Genomic DNA, 18,450 nt, shown 5'->3' with positions numbered 1-18,450 from the left:
CCAGAGCGCGATCGCCAAAGGCGTCAAGCCGGGGGTAAAAGTGCGCCAGGGCCAGGTCATCGGCTTCGTCGGCACGACCGGCCTTTCGACCGGCCCGCACCTGCACTACGAACTGATCGTCAACGGCAACAAGGTGGATGCACTGAAAATCCGCCTGCCCGGCGGAAAGTCGCTCGAAGGCAAGGCCCTTGCGCAGTTCGAGATCGAGCGCAAGCGCATCGACGACCTCTTGGGCCGCGGCGAAGGATCGACGGAAGTCGCCGAGACGCACTGACCGCTTCGCTTCAGATTGACGGAAACAAAAAGCGCGGGCCGAAACCCGCGCTTTGCTTTTTCTTAGGTCAGTGACCGGCCTTAAGCGGCCTTGCTTACCGTCGCCGTACGCGGCGAGAAGAGCAGCCGGTCGGACCCGGCGGTTACCTTGACGTTCGAACCGTCCGGAATATCGCCGGAGAGGATCTTCTCCGCCAACGGATCCTGGAGGTGCTTCTGGATCGCCCGCTTGAGCGGACGCGCACCATAGACCGGATCGTACCCCTTCTCGGCCAGCCAATGCACGGCATCATCGTCGAGATCGAGAGCGATCTTGCGATCCACCAAAAGCTTGCGCAGGCGCTCCAGCTGGATGGCGACGATGGCGCCCATTTCCGACCGCTTGAGGCGGTGGAACAGGATGATCTCGTCCACGCGGTTCAGGAACTCCGGCCGGAAGGCCATCTTGACGACATCCATCACCTGGTCGCGAACGCTGTCACTGTCCTCGTTCTCGCCGAGCGCCGTCAGATATTCGGCACCGAGGTTCGAGGTCATGATGATCATCGTGTTGCGGAAGTCCACGGTGCGGCCTTGGCCATCGGTCAGGCGGCCGTCATCGAGAACCTGCAGCAGCACGTTGAAGACATCCGGATGCGCCTTTTCGATCTCGTCGAACAGCACGACCTGGTAGGGCCGGCGGCGGACGGATTCGGTCAGCGCACCGCCTTCCTCATAACCGACATAGCCTGGAGGCGCACCGATCAGCCGGGCCACGGAGTGCTTCTCCATGTATTCCGACATATCCATGCGCTGGATCGCCGTCTCGTCATCGAACAGGAAGCGGGCGAGCGCCTTGGTCAGCTCAGTCTTGCCGACGCCGGTCGGGCCGAGGAAGATGAACGAGCCGATCGGCCGGTGCGGATCCTGAAGGCCGGCACGCGACCGGCGGACGGCACGGGAGACCGCCTGAACGGCATCCCCCTGGCCGACGACCCATTTCGCGAGCTCGTCTTCCATGCGCAACAGCTTGTCGCGCTCGCCTTCCAGCATCTTGTCGACCGGAATACCGGTCCAGCGCGACACGATATGGGCGATGTTGTCAGCCGTCACGACTTCCTGCACCATTGGATCGACGTCACCGGCATCGCGGCCTTCCGCGTCCTCCAGCTCCTTTTCGAGCTTCGGAATGATCCCGTAGGCAAGCTCGCCGGCGCGCTGGAACTCGCCCTTGCGCTGGGCAATGGCCAGTTCGTTACGCAGCTCGTCAAGCTGGCGCTTCAGGTCGGCGGCGCGGCCGAGCTTCGACTTTTCCGCCTGCCAGCGCACAGTCAGCGCATCCGCCTGCTCTTCAAGCGCGGTAAGGTCGAGTTCGAGCTTTTCGAGCCGATCCTGCGACGAGCGGTCGGTTTCCTTCTTCAGGGCCTCGCGCTCGATCTTCAGCTGGATGATGCGACGATCGAGTTCGTCGAGCTCTTCCGGCTTGGAATCCACCTGCATGCGCAAGCGCGCGGCGGCTTCATCCATCAGGTCGATGGCCTTGTCCGGCAGGAAGCGATCCGTGATGTAGCGGTTGGAGAGCGTCGCGGCAGCAACGATCGCCGCATCGGCGATGCGGACCTTGTGGTGCTGCTCGTACTTCTCCTTCAGTCCACGCAGGATCGAGATCGTGTCCTCGACGGTCGGTTCTTCGACCATGACGGGCTGGAACCGGCGGGCAAGGGCTGCGTCCTTCTCGACATGCTTGCGGTATTCATCGAGCGTGGTGGCGCCGACGCAGTGCAGTTCACCACGGGCAAGCGCGGGCTTCAGGAGGTTGGAGGCGTCCATCGCCCCTTCCGCCTTGCCGGCACCGACCAGCGTGTGCATCTCGTCGATGAACAGGATGATCTCGCCGTCTTCTGCCTGCACTTCGGTAAGCACGGCCTTGAGGCGTTCCTCGAATTCACCGCGATACTTCGCACCGGCGATCAGCGCGCCCATGTCGAGCGCCATCAGCGTCTTGTCTTTCAGGCTCTCCGGCACATCACCATTGACGATGCGCAGCGCCAGGCCCTCGGCGATCGCCGTCTTGCCGACGCCGGGCTCACCGATGAGAACCGGGTTGTTCTTGGTGCGGCGCGACAGAACCTGGATCGTGCGACGGATTTCATCGTCGCGGCCGATCACCGGGTCGAGGCGGCCTTCGCGCGCATCGGCCGTCAGGTCACGGGCGAATTTCTTCAGCGAATCGAAACCCTGCTCGGCGCTTGCCGTATCGGCGGTGCGGCCCTTGCGGATATCGTTGATGACCTGGTTGAGCTTGGTCGGCGTGATGCCGGCCTTCGCCAGGATCTCGGACGTTGCTGCGGATTTTTCGATCGCGAGTGCCAAAAGCAGGCGCTCTACGGTGACAAAACTGTCGCCGGCCTTCTTGGCAGCGTCTTCGGCGGTCGAGAAGACCTTGGCGAGCGGCTGCGAAAGATAGACCTGCCCATTGCCGCCTGTGGTTTTCGGCTGCTTGGCAAGGGCGGCGTCGTTGGCGGTGCGCGCGTCGCGTGCGCTGCCACCGGCCCGTTCGATCAAGGATGCGGCCATGCCCTGCTCGTCATCGAGCAGCACCTTCAGAACGTGTTCCGGCGTGAATTGCGGATGGCCGTCCGCAAGCGCCTTCGTCTGGGCGGATTGCAGGAATCCGCGAACGCGCTCGGAGTATTTTTCAATGTTCATCATCTACCTCCAGTACTCGGCCGGCCCTTCAAGGCACCGGTCGACGATTAGGATAAGGCTCCCATCAAGGCGAACCTTTCATGCGCGCGGCGCCTTGGCCTGTGACCAGGCAACCGCCTGATGGGAATATGGTGGAGGGATTTTCCAAATTAAAGGGAGGCTTGAACCGCGCATGGCGATTTTTCGCGGCACACCTTCCAAAACGCAAGAACCCGGCTCAAGGCCGGGTTCTTCGATGCATGGCAGAGGGTGTTATTCCGACGCTTCGAGCGCCGGAGCATCTTCGCCGGCGAGCTGCGCATCGCCGCCTTCGGCAGCGGCTTCGCCACGGCGCGGACGACGCGGGCGTGCCGCAGTGCGACGGCGCGGTGCGCGGCCAGCGGGAGCTGCAGCTTCCTCTTCGAGCGAGACTTCGGCCGGCGTGCCTTCGATCACCGGCTGCGGGCCGGAACCATCGATGACGGGCTGTTCGACCGGGACGGCCACCTGGGCAACAACGGCAACGGGTGCCGGCTCATCAACGGCCGTCGAATCGACTTCGTCCTGATCGCGGTCGTATCCGTCCCGATCATTATAGTCATTGCGGTCGGTGTTGTCGGACCGTTCATCGCGCGGGAAGCGCTCCTGCATCTGCGCCTGTGCGGCGGCGATGATGCGGTTGTAGTGCTCGGCGTGCTGGAGATAGTTCTCCGCAATGACGCGGTCGCCAGCACTCTGGGCATCCCGGGCAAGCGTCGAGTACTTTTCCGCGATGTGCTGGGCGGTGCCCCTGATCTTCACATCCGGACCTGAACTGTCATAGGTCCGCGTCAGGGGATTTCCGCCCTTCCGCTGATTGTTGTGGTTGCTGCTAGTGCTGTTGTTATTATTATTGTTATTGTTGTTATTACGCCCGCGGCCGCGCTTGTTTTGCTGTCCTGGCCTCATATGTCACTCACCTAACGTATCGTGTCTTGATGATCATGTGTCTGCACGCTTGATCGGGACACGCCAGATCAAGCATCCTTACCCGCGGGCAAACCACGCCGGTCGGTGGTCCTGTCGCCGTAAGACGTCAAATTAACAGGTACCCGCACAGGGCAGTCTTCAATCCTAGCAACTCTTCAGAGAGAGAAACCCTCGAGATCGGGTCATGCAGCAACGAATCTCTGTGCTATGACCTCTTGCCCAGTGCGTGCCCGCAACGTATCCCGCTTCCTTCACAATTCCAAGCCTTTTCTTTGCGGCTGCGGAATTTGCTGCGCTGCCGCAGAAAAGCTTACAGTAAGACCGCTTTTGAAAAGACGAGGACGCGATCGTTGCCGCCAAGATCCTCGACCGCCGCAATCCGCGCAAAACCGTTTTCGCGCATGATCGCGGTGACCTGATCCTTCTGGTCGTAACCGATTTCGTAAGCCACCAGGCCGTTTTCCCGAAGATGATCGCCCGCCCCGGCGGCAATGGCGCGGTAGGCATCGAGCCCATCTTCGCCGCCATCCAGCGCCAGGATCGGATCGTAGAGCCGGACTTCATCGTCCAGCGTTCCGACCACCGAACGGACGATATAGGGCGGATTTGACACGATGATGTCGAACGCGCCGTCTATGCCTGCAAACCAGTCGCTCTCGACTGTCTCAAAGCGGTCGGCGACCCCATTTAGTTCGGCATTGCGCCTTGCCGTTTCAAGGGCGCCTGCCGAAAGATCGGCCCCAACGCCGGTCGCGCCCGGTACCAGGTCGAGCAGCGCGAGACAGATCGCACCAGTTCCCGTGCCGAGATCCAGGATGCGGCAGCGTCCCGTCTCGGCAAGGATGCGCTGTGCATGCGGCACGAGCGTATCGACGAGGATTTCGGTATCCGGCCTTGGCTCCAGCGTTTCGGACGAAAGCGCGAGGTCTAGCCGCGAGAAAGCCCGGTGGCCGAGGATGCGGTGCACGGGCTCACGCCTGATGCGCCGTTCGATAGCATCATCGATCACCTGCCGTTCCGCCCGATCGAGTATCCGGCCGCCTTCGGTTATGAAAGACGTCGATGTCAAAGCAAGCAGGCCCATGATCAAGGCCCGCGCATCTCCGGCGGCATCATTGACGCCCGCTTCGGACAGTCGGCGGCGCGCCGCCAACAGCACCTCGGCGAGCGTGTTGCCGCTCATCGGCCCTGTTCGCCAAGCTGCGCCAATTGACCGGCCTGATAGTCGGCGACCAGCGCATCGACGATTTCATCGATCTCGCCGATCATCATCCGGTCGAGCTTGTAGAGCGTCAGGTTGATGCGGTGGTCGGTCACGCGCCCCTGCGGGAAATTGTAGGTGCGGATGCGCTCCGAGCGATCCCCCGAACCGACCTGGCTCTTGCGGTCGGCGGAGCGTTCGTTGTCTGCGCGCTGGCGCTCGATGTCATAGAGCCGAGAACGCAGCACCTGCATCGCCTTGGCGCGGTTCTGGTGCTGCGATTTCTCCGAGCTCGTGACGATCAGGCCCGTCGGCAGGTGCGTGATACGCACGGCCGAGTCCGTCGTGTTGACGTGCTGGCCGCCGGCGCCGGACGAGCGCATCGTGTCGATACGAATGTCTTCCGGCCGGATTTCGATGTCGATCTCCTCCGCCTCCGGCAGCACCGCAACCGTCGCCGCCGACGTATGGATGCGTCCGCTCGCTTCCGTTTCCGGAACGCGCTGGACGCGGTGCACGCCCGATTCGAACTTCAGCTTGGCAAACACGCCGCGGCCGGTGATCGTCGCGATGATTTCCTTGAAGCCGCCGGCCTCGCCCTCGCTCGACGACAGAACCTCGACCTTCCAGCCATTGGCGGCCGCATAGCGCTCGTACATGCGGAAAAGGTCGCCGGCGAAGAGTGCGGCTTCGGAGCCGCCCGTGCCGGCGCGGATTTCGAGGATCGCGCTCTTCTCGTCGGCGGCATCCTTGGGGAGAAGCAGGATCTGCATCTCCTTTTCCAGCCCCTCAAGACGCTCCTTCAGCTCCGGCAGTTCCATGTCCGCAAGATCGCGCATCTCGCGGTCGGTCGTCTTGTCCTCGAGTAACGCCTCGAGGTCGGCAATCTCGCCGCTCACCTTCTGGTATTCGCGGATCTTCGTCACGACCGGCTGAAGCTCGGAATATTCCGAGGCAAGACGCACATAGGTCTCCGAATCCGGACCCGCCGACATACGCGCCTCGATCTCGCCGAAACGGCGTTCGAGTTCACGCATCTTTTCAACGGGAAGCTTCGCCACCGTTCAAACTCCAATCAAATCTTTAAAACGGGATGCCGTTCTCAGCCGCGAAATCGGTGAGAATCTGGCGGATCGAAGCCGTCGGCTTCAAATCGTCCAACGCCGGCATCAGCACCGCTTCGAGTTTTGCGGCATCAAGCGACAGCAGCATCGACTTCACCGGGCCGATCGCCGCCGGCGACATGGAAACGGAGCGGAAACCGATGCCAAGCAGCGCCATGGCGGAGATCGGCTTGCTCGCCATTTCGCCGCACAGCGTCACGGACGTATCGTTGCGCACGCCGGCGCGCACGATATCGCGCAGGATGCGCAGGAACGGGCGGCCAAGCGTATCGAAACGATCGGAGACGCGAGCATTGCCGCGGTCGACCGCCATCGCGAACTGGAAGAGATCGTTCGAGCCGACGGAAACGAAATCGACCTCGGCCATCAGCTCGTCGAGCTGCCACAGCAGCGCCGGCACTTCCAGCATCGCGCCGAATTGCAGCTTCTTCGGCAGCTGTTCGCCGAGCTTCGACTGCCGCTGGATTTCCTTCTGGAGAAGGTCGCGAACCTCCTTCAGCTCGGAGACCTCGGTCACCATCGGCAGCATCATGCGCAGATCAGCGCCCGCCGCGGCGCGCAGCATGGCGCGCAGCTGGGTGCGCAGCAGGCCCGGGCGATCGAGCGACAGGCGGATGGCCCGCCAGCCGAGCGCAGGGTTTTCTTCCTCCGCCGCGCGGAAATAGGGCACGACCTTGTCGCCGCCGATATCGAGCGTACGGAACGTCACCGGACGGCCGCCTGCCTGCTTCAGGACATTGCGGTAGAACGCTTCCTGCTCCTCTGCCTTCGGCATGGTCGAGGCGATCATGAACTGCAGTTCGGTGCGGAACAGGCCGATGCCGGAGGCACCTGATTCGTTAAGATGCGGCAGGTCGACCAGCAGGCCGGCATTCATCTGCAGATTGATCGCCTGCCCGTCCCGCGTCACCGGTTCGACGGCGCGTAGCGCGCGGTACTGCTCCTGCCGGCGGGCCCGGAAACGGACCTTCTCCTCGTAGGAGCGCTGGAGATCCTGCAACGGCCGCAAATGTATCCGTCCGTCTTCCCCGTCGACGATGATCGGATCGCCGTTTTCAGCAAGCGCCACCGCGCCCGCCGCCTGGCCAACCACCGGAATGCCCATGGCGCGTGCCACGATCACCACATGGCTGGTGACGGCGCCATCTTCCAGCACGAGGCCGCGCACATTCTCACGCGGATAATCGAGCAGTTCCGCAGCACCCATGGCACGGGCGACGACGATCGCATCGTTCGGGAAGTTGCTGGCGGAGAGTTTCGCGCCGTAGCCGGTCAGCTGCCGCAGCAGGCGGTTGGCCAGGTCGTCGAAATCATGCATGCGCTCGCGCAGATAGGGATCCGTCAGGCGGATCATGCGCGCCTTGGTCTCGCTCTGCACGCGTTCGACCGCCGCTTCCGCCGTCAGGCCGTTGCGGATCGCCTCTTCGAGCTTTCTGACCCAGCCGCGGTCATGCGCGAACATGCGGTAGGTTTCCAGCACCTCGCGATGCTCGCCCTCCATCGAAATTTCGCGGCGCGACAGCATGTCGTCGATCGAGATGCGCAGCGACCCGAGCGCTTCGGCCAGTCGACCGAGTTCGTGTTCGGAATCCTCGTTGAGCAGGTTGGTGACGACGATGCGTGGCTCGTGCAGCACGACATAGCCAAGGCCGATGCCCTCGCCAAAGCTCGAACCCTCGATCGAAACGGGGCGCGACAGGTCCAGCTCCAGGCCGGGCTTGGTGAGCTTCTTCAGCTCGCCGGTCGCCACCATTTCCGCAATCACCATCGCTGTCGTTTCGAGCGCCTCCACCTCGTCTTCGCGGTAGGTGCGGCTCGCCTTGTTCTGCACGACAAGCACGCCGAGCGCCCTGCCGGTTCGCAAGATAGGAACGCCGAGGAAGGAGTGGTAGATCTCCTCGCCCGTTTCCGGCAGATAGGTGAAGGCGGGATGGGACTGGGCGTCGGAAAGGTTCAGCGGCCGGGCGGATGCGGCAATCGTGCCGACGAGGCCCTGGCCCATTTTGAGCTGGGCCAGGTGAACGGCGCCGGGATTGAGACCTTCGGTCGCATAGAGTTCAAGGACACCGTCGGAGCGCAGCACATAGACCGAGCACACTTCCGCGACCATGTTCTGCGCGATCTGGCGCACGATCTGGTCAAGGCGCTCCTGTGGCTCGAGCGGCTCCGCCATCAGTTCGCGTAGCCGCTTGAGAAGAACGCGCGGACCCGCGGAGAGATCTCTCATCGCGTGGCGTCTCCCGAAAATGACGTTACCTCACCAGCGCTTGTCCGCGCTGGCGATCACAAGATCGGCGCCGACTCGGCTGGTCATTACTTCTTATCGAGACCGTACACGGAATGCAAAGTCCGAACAGCGAGTTCGGCATAGGCACCGTCGATCAGAATGGAAATCTTGATCTCGGAGGTGGTGATGGCCTTGATGTTGATGCCCTTGTCGGCCAGCGCCCGGAAGGCGGAAGCTGCGACACCCGCATGGCTGCGCATGCCGATGCCGATGACGGAGACCTTTACCAGGCCCGTCTCGTGCTGGATCACGTCGAAACCGACCTGTTCCTTGGCGCCTTCGAGAACCCTGAGCGCCTTCTCCATGTCGCCGGACGGCACGGTGAAGGTCATGTCCGTCTTCGAGCCGTCCTCGGAAATGTTCTGGACGATCATGTCGACGTTGATATGCGATTCGGCAAGCGGGCCGAAGATCGCGGCCGAAACGCCCGGCCGGTCGGCGACGCGGCGGAGCGAGATCTGCGCTTCATCCTTGGCATAGGCGATGCCGGTTACGACTTCCTGTTCCACGATCTCATCCTCATCACAAATCAGCGTACCGGGCGGGTTCAGAAGATCGCCCATGCCCGGCGCATCGGGGTCCTCGAAAGAGGAGCGAACGAAGGTGCGCACCTTGTGCACCATGGCGAGCTCGACCGAGCGCACCTGCAGAACCTTGGCGCCGAGGGACGCCATTTCGAGCATTTCCTCGAAGGCGATCTTCTTCAGGCGGCGGGCCTTCGGCTCGATGCGCGGGTCGGTCGTGTAGACGCCATCGACGTCGGTATAGATATCGCAGCGGTCCGCCTTGACGGCAGCGGCAATGGCGACGGCAGAAGTGTCCGAGCCACCGCGGCCGAGCGTGGCGACGCGGTTGTCCGGGCCAAGCCCCTGGAAGCCGGCGACGACGGCAACCTGGCCCTCGGCCATGCGGCGGATGATTTCCGTGCCGTCGATATCGAGGATGCGGGCCGCACCATGTGCGCTGTCGGTCTTGATCGGGATCTGCCAGCCCTGCCAGGAGCGCGCATTGATATCCATCGACTGGAGCGCGATGGCCAGAAGCCCGGCCGTCACCAGTTCGCCGGAAGCGACGATGGCATCGTATTCGCGCGCATCGTAGAAGGGTGAATTGGCGCCCGTGACCTTGGGCATGCCCTGCACCCAGCCGACGAGTTCGTTCGTCTTGCCGGACATGGCGGAAACGACGACGGCCACCTCGTGGCCGGCAGTGACTTCACGTTTCACATGGCGGGCCACATTGTGGATACGGTCGAGGTCAGCGACGGACGTTCCGCCGAATTTCATCACGATGCGTGCCATGAGTGTATACCGCTATTCCATATATACGCGCGAGCGCGCGGGAGAAACCGCGGGGTCTCTTAGCGGAAGACCCCGCGGTGTGCAATGCATGGAATCCGGCAAAAGATTTTGGGTCGCGCACTCAGGCCTTGCGGCCGATCCGGTAAACGAAGGCGGGCGGCACATTGCGCAGCGTGCCGCCGACCCTGACTGCCGACAATCCGAGACTATCGAGCACGGCGTGCGGCACCGGGCAGCGAAGACCATAGGTGAACTGATAGAGCGCCGCGCCCGCGCCGAGCCGGGCAAAGGTGCCCTCGAGGATCGCATGAACCGTCTGCGGCCGCATCGAGAGCAGCGGCAGGCCGCTGATAGCGGCGCCTGCATGATCCGGGCAGAACCGGGCGACATCCGTCGCGTCGATGCAGGCGATCTTCGCCTTCGGGAAACGCTGCTGGAGGAGAGCTGCAAACTCCGCCCCCTTCTCGACGAGCAGGATGTCCTCCTCCGCAACGCCACGCCGCAGCAATGCGCGTGTGAAAACGCCAGTGCCCGGGCCGAGTTCGATGACACGACCCGTTTCCGGTCCGATCTCGCGCACGATAAGGTCCGCCAGCGCCTTGCCCGACGGCGTGATAGAAGCGACCCGCAGCGGATCGCGGATCCACGCTCGGAAGAAATGGCAGCCATCCATCGTCAGTTCGGTCATTGCACGCGCTCCGGTCTCGCAGGGAAGGTCAAATGGGTCAGGTCTTCGGAAAGCCGCCAGAACCTTGCGGCGAGCTCGGGATCGGTCGCCGCGGGCAGCGGATGCACCAGGGACGGCGAACCGCGCATCTCGCGAAAACCATCCGGGCCGATGAATTCGCCGCCGAAAAGGCCCGCGGCGGTGGCCGCATAGAGCTGGTTCAGCACACCCTGCTCGGCATTCTGCGCGAGGAACCGGTTGCCGATGCGCATGAAAAGGCGCAGCACGCCAGAGGTCGCGTTGGTCTGGAGATTGGTATCGGAATAGCCGGGATGGGCGAGAAGGCTGATGATCGACAGGCCGGCCGCCTTCACGCGCCGGTCGAGTTCCAGCGCAAACAGCGCATTGGCGAATTTCGACTGGGCGTAGAAGGCCATGCGGCCGTAGTTTTTTTCGCCTGTCAGGTCCTCGAAATGGATGCGGCCCCGGCGGTGCAACTCCGAACTCACGGTCACCACCCGCGCATTGCTCGATGCGGAAAGCAATGGCAGAAGCCGCAACGTCAGGGCAAAATGGGCGAGATGATTGACGCCGAACTGGGTCTCGTGCCCCTGCCGCGTCAGCCCGTGCGGCGGCATCATGACGCCGGCATTGTTGATCAGGAGATCGAGCGGCCGGCCATCTGCGAGGACCGTATCCGCGAAGCCGGACACGTCGTCGAGGTCGGCAAGGTCGAGCCGCCGCAGCTCGACCGCTGCATCGGGTAGCTCGGCGCGGATACGGGCCAGCGCCAGCTGCCCCCTGCCCTCGTCACGCGCGGTCATTAGGACCCGCGCGCCCTTCCTCACCAGTTCCCGCGCCGTCAAAAAACCGAGGCCGCTGTTGGCCCCGGTGACGACGGCAAATCGCCCGGCCTGCTCAGGCATACCGGAGAGCGTCCACGGTTTCGTACCGGCCACGCGATCCGTGGTTGCCATGCCGTCTGTGCGCATTATGATACCTCGGACAAATCTGAACAGTGTTTACATTCTGCTAGCGCATAATCTTTACACTGTAAAGATAACAATCGCGTGAGACTGACGATGAACGAGAAAAAGACCGCCGAACGCGGCTATCACCACGGCGACCTGCGTGACGCGCTGATCAGGGCTGCCGATGCGCTTCTGGCCGAACGGGGCCTGGAGGGATTTACGCTGCGCGAAACCGCGCGCCGCGCCGGCGTCTCGCCCGCAGCCCCGTCCCATCATTTCGGCGGCACGGCAGGCCTGCTGACGGAAGTTGCAGCACTCGGCTATCAGGAACTCGCCAATCGCCTAGCCAGGGCGGGTAAAACGGGGACAGCCGCCGATCGTCTCAAGGCGCAGGGTGTTGCCTATGTGCGCTTCGCCGTGGATTTTCCCGGCCGCTTCCACCTGATGTTCCGCCACGACCTCCTGGTGAAGGAGCAGCCGTCGCTGGAACAGGCGACCGGACAGGCGTGGGATGCGCTGGAAAAGACCGTGCTGGCCATTCGTGGACAGCCCGAGGGCGCCGAACTCGACGCGGAGGGCGAGGCCATGCTGATCGGCATCTGGTCGACGGCGCATGGATTTGCCCACCTGACGCTCGACAAAAAACTCGCGCGCATCGACGCGTGCGGCGGCAGCGAAGCCGACATGCTGGAGACCATGTTCCCCGCCATCATCGATACGCTCTGGGTGAAAAAGCTCGGCTGAGACGAAAAGGCCCGCGCACCTTTCGGCACGCGGGCAAGGGATCGGATGATGATGGTTGCGGGCGCGCGAACGCCCGCTTACCGTCTTGCGTTACTTCTGCCAGCTCTTGACGAGTTCGTCATAGTTGACGGTGAGCGGCTTTTCCTTCTCGTTCTCGATCTTGAGCTGCGGCGCAATGTTGCCCTTTTCAGCGGCATCCTTGTTCCAGTAGGCAAGATCATGCTCTTCGGCGAGCTTCGGGCCGATATCGCCCTGGACGCCGGCGCGCTCGAGGCGTTCCAGCACCTTTTCCTGCTCGGCGCACAGCGAGTCCATCGCTTCCTGTGCGGTCTTGGCACCCGACGACGCATCGCCGATCGCCTGCCACCACAGCTGGGCCAGCTTCGGATAGTCCGGGATGTTCGTACCGGTCGGCGACCACTGCACGCGGGCCGGCGAACGGTAGAACTCGATCAGACCACCAAGCTTCGGTGCGCGTTCCGTAAACGACGGATGAGCAATCGAGGATTCGCGGATGAGCGTCAGGCCGGTATGGCTCTTCTTGACGTCAACCGTCTTGGAGACCACGAACTGCGCATAGAGCCAGGCGGCCTTGGCGCGATCGTCCGGCGTGGACTTCAGAAGCGTCCAGGAACCCACGTCCTGGTAACCGAGCTTCATGCCGTCCTTCCAGTAGACGCCATGCGGCGACGGCGCGAAGCGCCACTTCGGCGTGCCGTCCGCGTTGACGACCGGCAGACCATCCTTCACGAAGTCGGCGGTGAACGCCGTATAGGTGAACATCTGCTGGGCGATCTCGCCCTGCGAGGGAACCGGGCCGGATTCCGAGAAGGTCATGCCCTGGGCGGATGCCGGTGCATAGGCCTTCAGCCAGTCGAGATACTTCTGGATGGCATAGACCGAAGCCGGGCCATTGGTGTCGCCGCCGCGCGCAACGCACGAGCCGACCGGACGCGACTTCTCGTCGACCTTGATGCCCCATTCGTCGACCGGCAGACCGTTCGGCAGGCCCTTGTCGCCGTTGCCGGCCATCGACAGCCAGGCATCGGTGAAGCGCCAGCCGAGCGACGGGTCCTTCTTGCCGTAGTCCATGTGGCCATAGACCTTCTTGCCGTCGATCTCGCGGCCGGTGAAGAACTCGGCAATGTCCTCGTAAGCGGACCAGTTGACCGGAACACCGAGGTCGTAGCCGTACTTCGCCTTGAAGTCCGCCTTGTTCTTCTCGTCGTTGAACCAGTCATAGCGGAACCAGTAGAGGTTCGCGAACTGCTGGTCGGGCAGCTGGTAGAGGTCGCCATCCGGAGCGGTGGTGAACTTCAGGCCGATGAAGTCCTCGAGGTCGAGACCCGGATTGGTGACGTCCTTGCCTTCGTTCGCCATCCACTTGGTGAGCGAACGGGCCTGCTGGTAGCGCCAGTGCGTGCCGATCAGGTCGGAATCGTTGACATAGGCGTCATAGACGTTTTCGCCCGACTGCATCTGGGTCTGCAGCTTTTCGACGACGTCGCCCTCGCCGATCAGGTCGTGGGTGATCTTGATGCCGGTGATCGCGGTAAAGGCCGGAGCCAGCACCTTCGATTCGTATTCATGCGTGGTGATCGTTTCGGAGACGACCTTGATTTCCATGCCGGCAAACGGCTTGGCTGCGTCGACGAACCACTGCATTTCCGCTTCCTGGGCGGTGCGGTCGAGCGAGGACATGTCGCCGATTTCCGCGTCCAGGAACTTCTTGGCAGCATCCATGTCCGCGAATGCGGAGCCGGTAAACGCCAGCAGCATGGCCGCCGTCGTCGTCAGAAGTTGCTTTCGCATATTGATCCTCCCTTAGGGTTTTGCGATTGCATGCGATGAAGACCCCATTTCTCCCCGGGGCCTCCCTTCCCGATTGCCTAGACGAAGCGGAACACGCCGATGGCGTAGACCACGGACAAGGCAAGAGCCCACCACAGGTTGGCGCCGATCAGCCCCAACCATGCGAGATGAATGAACGCCGATCCGAGCAGCGACACGAACAGCCGGTCGCCGCGGGTCGTCTCGAAGCGCAGTATGCCGACGCGCGGATTGCCACCGGGGCTGGCATATTCCCAGACGCCCATCAGCGCGATCAGCGTGAAGATCGTCAGGAAGAACATCGCCGTCGGGAACGACCAGGCCATCCAGCCGCCGGTGATCAGCGGCGCGAAGAAATCGCGCTCGCCGTCCTTGACCGGAAGCCCCAGGAACAGGGCGCCGGCGATGACGACATAGAGGACGAGCACGGCAGCGAGTGCGACGGGCCAGCGCGTGTTGCGATTGACGATGGCAGTCATCAGACCCTCCCCAGGGCAAAGCCCTTGGCGATGTAATTGCGGACGAAGTAGATGACGAGCGCGCCGGGGATGATGGTCAGCACGCCGGCAGCGGCGAGCACGCCCCAATCCATGCCCGACGCCGAGACCGTGCGCGTCATCGTGGCGGCGATCGGCTTGGCATCCGTCGTCGTCAGCGTGCGGGCGATCAGGAGCTCGACCCAGGAGAACATGAAACAGAAGAAGGCGGCGACACCGATGCCGGACGCGATCAGCGGCACGAAGATCTTGGCGAAGAATTTGGGGAACGAATAACCGTCGATATAGGCGGTCTCATCGATCTCCTTCGGCACGCCCGACATGAAGCCTTCGAGGATCCACACGGCAAGCGGCACGTTGAACAGGCAATGCGCGATCGCAACGGCGATGTGCGTGTCGATCAGGCCGAAGGCCGAATAGAGCTGGAAGAAAGGCAGCGCGAAGACGGCCGGCGGCGCCATGCGATTGGTCAAGAGCCAGAAGAACAGGTGCTTGTCGCCGAGGAAACGGTAGCGCGAGAAGGCGTAGGCCGCCGGCAGCGCCACCGAGACCGAGATCAGCGTGTTCAAGACCACGTAGATGATCGAGTTGATGTAGCCGGAATACCAGGCCGGATCGGTGAAGATCACGGTGTAGTTCCGAAGCGTCGGGTTGACCGGCCAGAGCGAGAACGCCCCGGTGATTTCCGCATTCGTCTTGAAGCTCATGTTGACGAGCCAATAGATCGGCAGCATCAGGAAGACGATGTACAGCGTCGGAACCAGCCAGGACAGGCTGCGCTTGCTGTTGGCCCCGGCCCGGCTGCCGGCGCTGCTAGCAACGCTCGTCTGGATGGTGTTTGCAGTGGTTGCCTGTGAGGTCATGGTTTCCTCCCTCACGCCTGTTCGTCGCTGCTGGTCATGACCGTGTAGAAGATCCACGACAGCAGCAGGATGATCAGGAAGTAGATGATGGACATTGCCGCGGCGGGGCCGAGGTCGAACTGGCCGATCGCCATCTTGACGAGGTCGATCGACAGGAATGTCGTCGAGTTGCCGGGACCGCCGCCGGTGATGACGAAGGGCTCGGTATAGATCATGAAACTGTCCATGAAGCGCAGCAGGAAGGCGATCAGCAGCACGCGCTTCATCTTCGGCAGCTGGATGTAGCGGAACACCGCCCAGCGCGACGCGCCGTCGATCTTGGCGGCCTGGTAATAGGCCTCCGGGATCGACACCAGGCCGGCATAGCACAACAGCACGACAAGGCTCGTCCAGTGCCAGACGTCCATGACGATCAGCGTCATCCAGGCGTCGAAGACATTGTTGACGTAGTTGTAGCTGATGCCGAGCGCATCGAGCGTGCGGCCGAGCAGGCCGATATCGACGCGGCCGAAAACCTGCCAGATGGTGCCGACGACGTTCCACGGAATGAGAAGCGGCAGTGCCATCAAGACGAGGCAGACCGGTACGCCGAGACCCTTCTTCGGCATGTTCAGCGCAATCAGGATACCGAGCGGAATCTCGATCGTCAGAATGATGCCGGAGAACAGCAGATTGCGCCCGAGCGCCTGCCAGAAGCGGTCGGATTCCAGCACGTCGGAAAACCAGCCGACGCCGTTCCAGAAGAACTGGTTGTTGCCGAACGTGTCCTGGACCGAATAGTTCACCACCGTCATCAGCGGGATCACCGCCGAGAAGGCGACGAGCAGCAGAACGGGCAGGACCATGAACCAGGCCTTGTTGTTCCAGGTCTTGTTCATCGTCAGCCCTCCCTGCCGACACGCCAAGAATCGGCGTAGATGTTGATGGCGGTGGGATCGAAGGTCACGCGCGGATCGGCGGGAATTTCGCCATCCTCCGGCACGACGATGGCGATCGGCTTGCCGGCGAATTCGGCGCGCACGATCTTCTGCCGGCCGATGTCCTCGACCTTGTTGATCGAGACAGGCATGCCGTCACGCGAAAGCGCGATGAATTCCGGGCGGATGCCGAGCTCGGTCTTGGCACCGGCGGCGATCTGCGGCTTGTAGCCGAGGTCGAGCGTCTGCTCACCAACCTTGATGCTGCTGCCGTCGATGGCGGCCGGCAGCACGTTCATGCCCGGCGAGCCGATGAAGTAGCCGACAAAGGTGTGGCTCGGCTTCTCGAAGAGTTCGGCCGGCGTGCCGATCTGCACGATCTGGCCGTCATACATGACGACGACCTTGTCGGCGAAGGTGAGCGCTTCGGTCTGGTCGTGGGTGACGTAGACCATGGTGAAGCCGAACTGGCGGTGCAGCTTCTTCAACTGCGAGCGCAGTACCCACTTCATATGCGGGTCGATGACGGTCAGCGGCTCGTCGAACAGGATGGCGTTGACATCGTTGCGCACGAGGCCGCGGCCGAGCGAGATCTTCTGCTTCTGGTCGGCGGTGAGGCCGCGTGCGGTCTTTTTCGCCCAGCTTGCGAGATCGATCATCTCGAGGATTTCGCGCACCCGGCGGTCGACTTCCGGTTCCGCAACGCCGCGGTTGCGCAAGGGGAAGGCCAGGTTGTCGTAGACCGTCATCGTGTCGTAGATGACCGGGAACTGGAAGACCTGCGCGATGTTGCGCTGCTGCGTCGACAGGTACGTCACATCCTTGCCATCGAACAGGATGCGACCTTCCGACGGCTGCAACAGGCCCGAGATGATGTTGAGCAGCGTGGTCTTGCCGCAGCCGGAGGGCCCGAGCAGCGCGTAGGCGCCGCCATCGTTCCACTCGTGATGGACTTCCTTCAGCGAATAGTCCGCTTCCGACTTCGGCTTTTCGCCGTAGGCGTGGCGGATGTGATCGAGGGTGATGCGTGCCATGGTCTCCTCCTCAGGCCGCCGCGGCAGCCGGTTCGGCGATCGTCCTGCCATCCGTGCCGAACGCCATCAGGTGGCGCGTGTCGACATGGACGGTGATGATCGCGTCCGGCTCGATGTCGTGGATACCCGGCGAGAGCATGACCCAGCGGCTGCCCTCGAATTCGATGTAGATAAAGCTTTCCGAACCGGCGATTTCCGAGATCGCGGTGCGCACCTGAAGGTTTGCCGAGGTCGGATGCCGGCTCGTCAACGCCAGGTGATGCGGATGGAAGGCGATGGTGCAGGGGCCGTCCGGCAATGCGGCAAGATGCACCGGTACCGGCAGCACCGGTTTGCCACCCACTTCGAAATTGCCGCCGTTCTTCAGGACCTGCATGGTGTTCAGCGGCGGGTCTGCGAAAGTGCGCGCCGTGACGAGGTCGCTCGGATGACGATAGACGTCGATGGTGCGGCCGAACTGGGTGATGCGACCTTGCGACAGCGTTGCCGTGTTGCCGCCGAGAAGCAGCGCCTCGGAGGGTTCGGTCGTCGCATAGACGAAGATCGCGCCAGATGCGGCAAAGATCTTCGGCAGTTCGAGGCGCAGCTCCTCGCGCAGTTTGTAGTCGAGATTGGCGAGCGGCTCGTCGAGCAGGACGAGGCTGGCATTCTTGACGATGGCGCGGGCGAGCGCCGTACGCTGCTGCTGGCCGCCGGAAAGATTGAGCGGCGTGCGGTCGAGATAGGGCGTCAGCTTCAGCAGATCGGCCGCCTTGCGCACTTCACGATCGATCGTCGCCTTGTCCGCACCCTTGATGCGCATCGGCGAGGCGATGTTCTCGTAGACGGTCAGCGCCGGGTAATTGATGAACTGCTGGTAGACCATGGCGACGCCGCGCTCCTGCACGCGCACGCCGGTGACATCCTTGCCGTCGAACCAGACGGAGCCGGCGGTCGGCTTGTCAAGGCCAGCCATCAGGCGCATCAGCGATGTCTTGCCAGACAGTGTCGGGCCGAGCAGCACGTTGAGCGAGCCACGCTCGAGCACGAGGTTGGTCGGGTGGATATGCGTCTCCGCCCCCACCACCTTCGCGATGTTTCTGAGTTCAAGCATTCATAGTCTCCA

The 18,450-nt window shown here is 62.8% G+C and carries 16 protein-coding genes (1 of these 16 running past the window's edge); 2 read left to right on the top strand and 14 right to left on the bottom strand.

The features are described 5' to 3' along the window. Window positions 1–274, top strand: the 3' end of a protein-coding gene (locus tag BSY16_RS17795) for a M23 family metallopeptidase (protein WP_069060906.1). 1,676 nt of this gene lie to the left of the window's left edge; the window shows 274 of its 1,950 coding nt (coding positions 1,677–1,950); its start codon lies off the left edge, out of view; the stop codon is at window positions 272–274. Between the two features lie 80 nt (window positions 275–354). On the opposite strand, the gene clpB is transcribed toward BSY16_RS17795, so the two are convergent. From clpB to BSY16_RS17755, 8 genes are all read right to left on the bottom strand, one after another. Further along, a complete protein-coding gene (clpB, locus tag BSY16_RS17790) occupies window positions 355–2,961 on the bottom strand; it encodes an ATP-dependent chaperone ClpB (RefSeq protein WP_069060905.1) in 2,607 nt (868 codons plus the stop codon). Between the two features lie 252 nt (window positions 2,962–3,213). After that, the gene (locus BSY16_RS17785) at window positions 3,214–3,888 is read right to left on the bottom strand and encodes a DUF4167 domain-containing protein (protein ID WP_069060904.1); all 675 of its coding nucleotides are present in this window, start codon (window positions 3,886–3,888) and stop codon (window positions 3,214–3,216) included. Between the two features lie 331 nt (window positions 3,889–4,219). Then, window positions 4,220–5,092 (bottom strand): peptide chain release factor N(5)-glutamine methyltransferase, encoded by an 873-nt coding sequence (prmC, locus tag BSY16_RS17780; RefSeq protein WP_069060903.1) that lies wholly within the window; start codon window positions 5,090–5,092, stop codon window positions 4,220–4,222. Then, entirely contained in the window at window positions 5,089–6,171 is a 1,083-nt protein-coding gene (gene prfA / locus BSY16_RS17775) for a peptide chain release factor 1 (RefSeq protein ID WP_069060902.1), read from the bottom strand. Before prfA ends, prmC begins: the two co-directional genes overlap by 4 nt. A 22-nt stretch (window positions 6,172–6,193) precedes the next feature. After that, the gene (ptsP, locus tag BSY16_RS17770) at window positions 6,194–8,461 is read right to left on the bottom strand and encodes a phosphoenolpyruvate--protein phosphotransferase (RefSeq protein WP_069060901.1); all 2,268 of its coding nucleotides are present in this window, start codon (window positions 8,459–8,461) and stop codon (window positions 6,194–6,196) included. Window positions 8,462–8,547: 86 nt separating this feature from the next. After that, window positions 8,548–9,822, bottom strand: a complete 1,275-nt coding sequence (locus BSY16_RS17765; protein ID WP_069060900.1) for an aspartate kinase — start codon at window positions 9,820–9,822, stop codon at window positions 8,548–8,550. A 121-nt stretch (window positions 9,823–9,943) separates the two neighbouring features. Beyond that, window positions 9,944–10,510 carry a class I SAM-dependent methyltransferase gene (locus BSY16_RS17760; RefSeq protein ID WP_069060899.1) on the bottom strand — a complete coding sequence of 189 codons (567 nt, stop codon included), beginning with the start codon at window positions 10,508–10,510 and terminating at the stop codon, window positions 9,944–9,946. Then, complete coding sequence (locus BSY16_RS17755; RefSeq protein WP_150129995.1) at window positions 10,507–11,466, bottom strand: oxidoreductase; 960 nt, start codon at window positions 11,464–11,466, stop codon at window positions 10,507–10,509. The genes BSY16_RS17760 and BSY16_RS17755 overlap by 4 nt, the downstream gene beginning before the upstream one ends. Window positions 11,467–11,571: 105 nt before the next feature. Here BSY16_RS17755 and BSY16_RS17750 point away from each other — a divergent pair, with 105 nt between their 5' ends. Beyond that, on the top strand, window positions 11,572–12,204 hold the full coding sequence (locus BSY16_RS17750) for a TetR/AcrR family transcriptional regulator (protein ID WP_069060897.1): 633 nt from the start codon (window positions 11,572–11,574) through the stop codon (window positions 12,202–12,204). Between the two features lie 90 nt (window positions 12,205–12,294). Here BSY16_RS17750 and BSY16_RS17745 read toward each other — a convergent pair whose 3' ends face one another. The 6 genes from BSY16_RS17745 to BSY16_RS17720 form a co-directional block, all read right to left on the bottom strand. After that, window positions 12,295–14,016, bottom strand: a complete 1,722-nt coding sequence (locus tag BSY16_RS17745) for an ABC transporter substrate-binding protein (RefSeq protein WP_069060896.1) — start codon at window positions 14,014–14,016, stop codon at window positions 12,295–12,297. A 77-nt stretch (window positions 14,017–14,093) separates the two neighbouring features. After that, complete coding sequence (locus BSY16_RS17740) at window positions 14,094–14,513, bottom strand: DUF2160 domain-containing protein (RefSeq protein ID WP_083242944.1); 420 nt, start codon at window positions 14,511–14,513, stop codon at window positions 14,094–14,096. After that, window positions 14,513–15,394 (bottom strand): carbohydrate ABC transporter permease, encoded by an 882-nt coding sequence (locus BSY16_RS17735; protein ID WP_083242943.1) that lies wholly within the window; start codon window positions 15,392–15,394, stop codon window positions 14,513–14,515. Before BSY16_RS17735 ends, BSY16_RS17740 begins: the two co-directional genes overlap by 1 nt. An 11-nt stretch (window positions 15,395–15,405) precedes the next feature. Beyond that, complete coding sequence (locus BSY16_RS17730) at window positions 15,406–16,272, bottom strand: carbohydrate ABC transporter permease (protein WP_069060895.1); 867 nt, start codon at window positions 16,270–16,272, stop codon at window positions 15,406–15,408. Between the two features lie 2 nt (window positions 16,273–16,274). Then, the gene (locus BSY16_RS17725; protein WP_069060894.1) at window positions 16,275–17,345 is read right to left on the bottom strand and encodes an ABC transporter ATP-binding protein; all 1,071 of its coding nucleotides are present in this window, start codon (window positions 17,343–17,345) and stop codon (window positions 16,275–16,277) included. A gap of 10 nt (window positions 17,346–17,355) precedes the next feature. After that, the gene (locus BSY16_RS17720; RefSeq protein ID WP_069060893.1) at window positions 17,356–18,438 is read right to left on the bottom strand and encodes an ABC transporter ATP-binding protein; all 1,083 of its coding nucleotides are present in this window, start codon (window positions 18,436–18,438) and stop codon (window positions 17,356–17,358) included. Window positions 18,439–18,450: the final 12 nt, after the last annotated feature.

Origin of the sequence: Sinorhizobium sp. RAC02 (genome assembly GCF_001713395.1) — a bacterium.
Lineage (GTDB): Bacteria > Pseudomonadota > Alphaproteobacteria > Rhizobiales > Rhizobiaceae > Shinella.
This window is presented reverse-complemented; position numbering and strand designations above follow the sequence as displayed.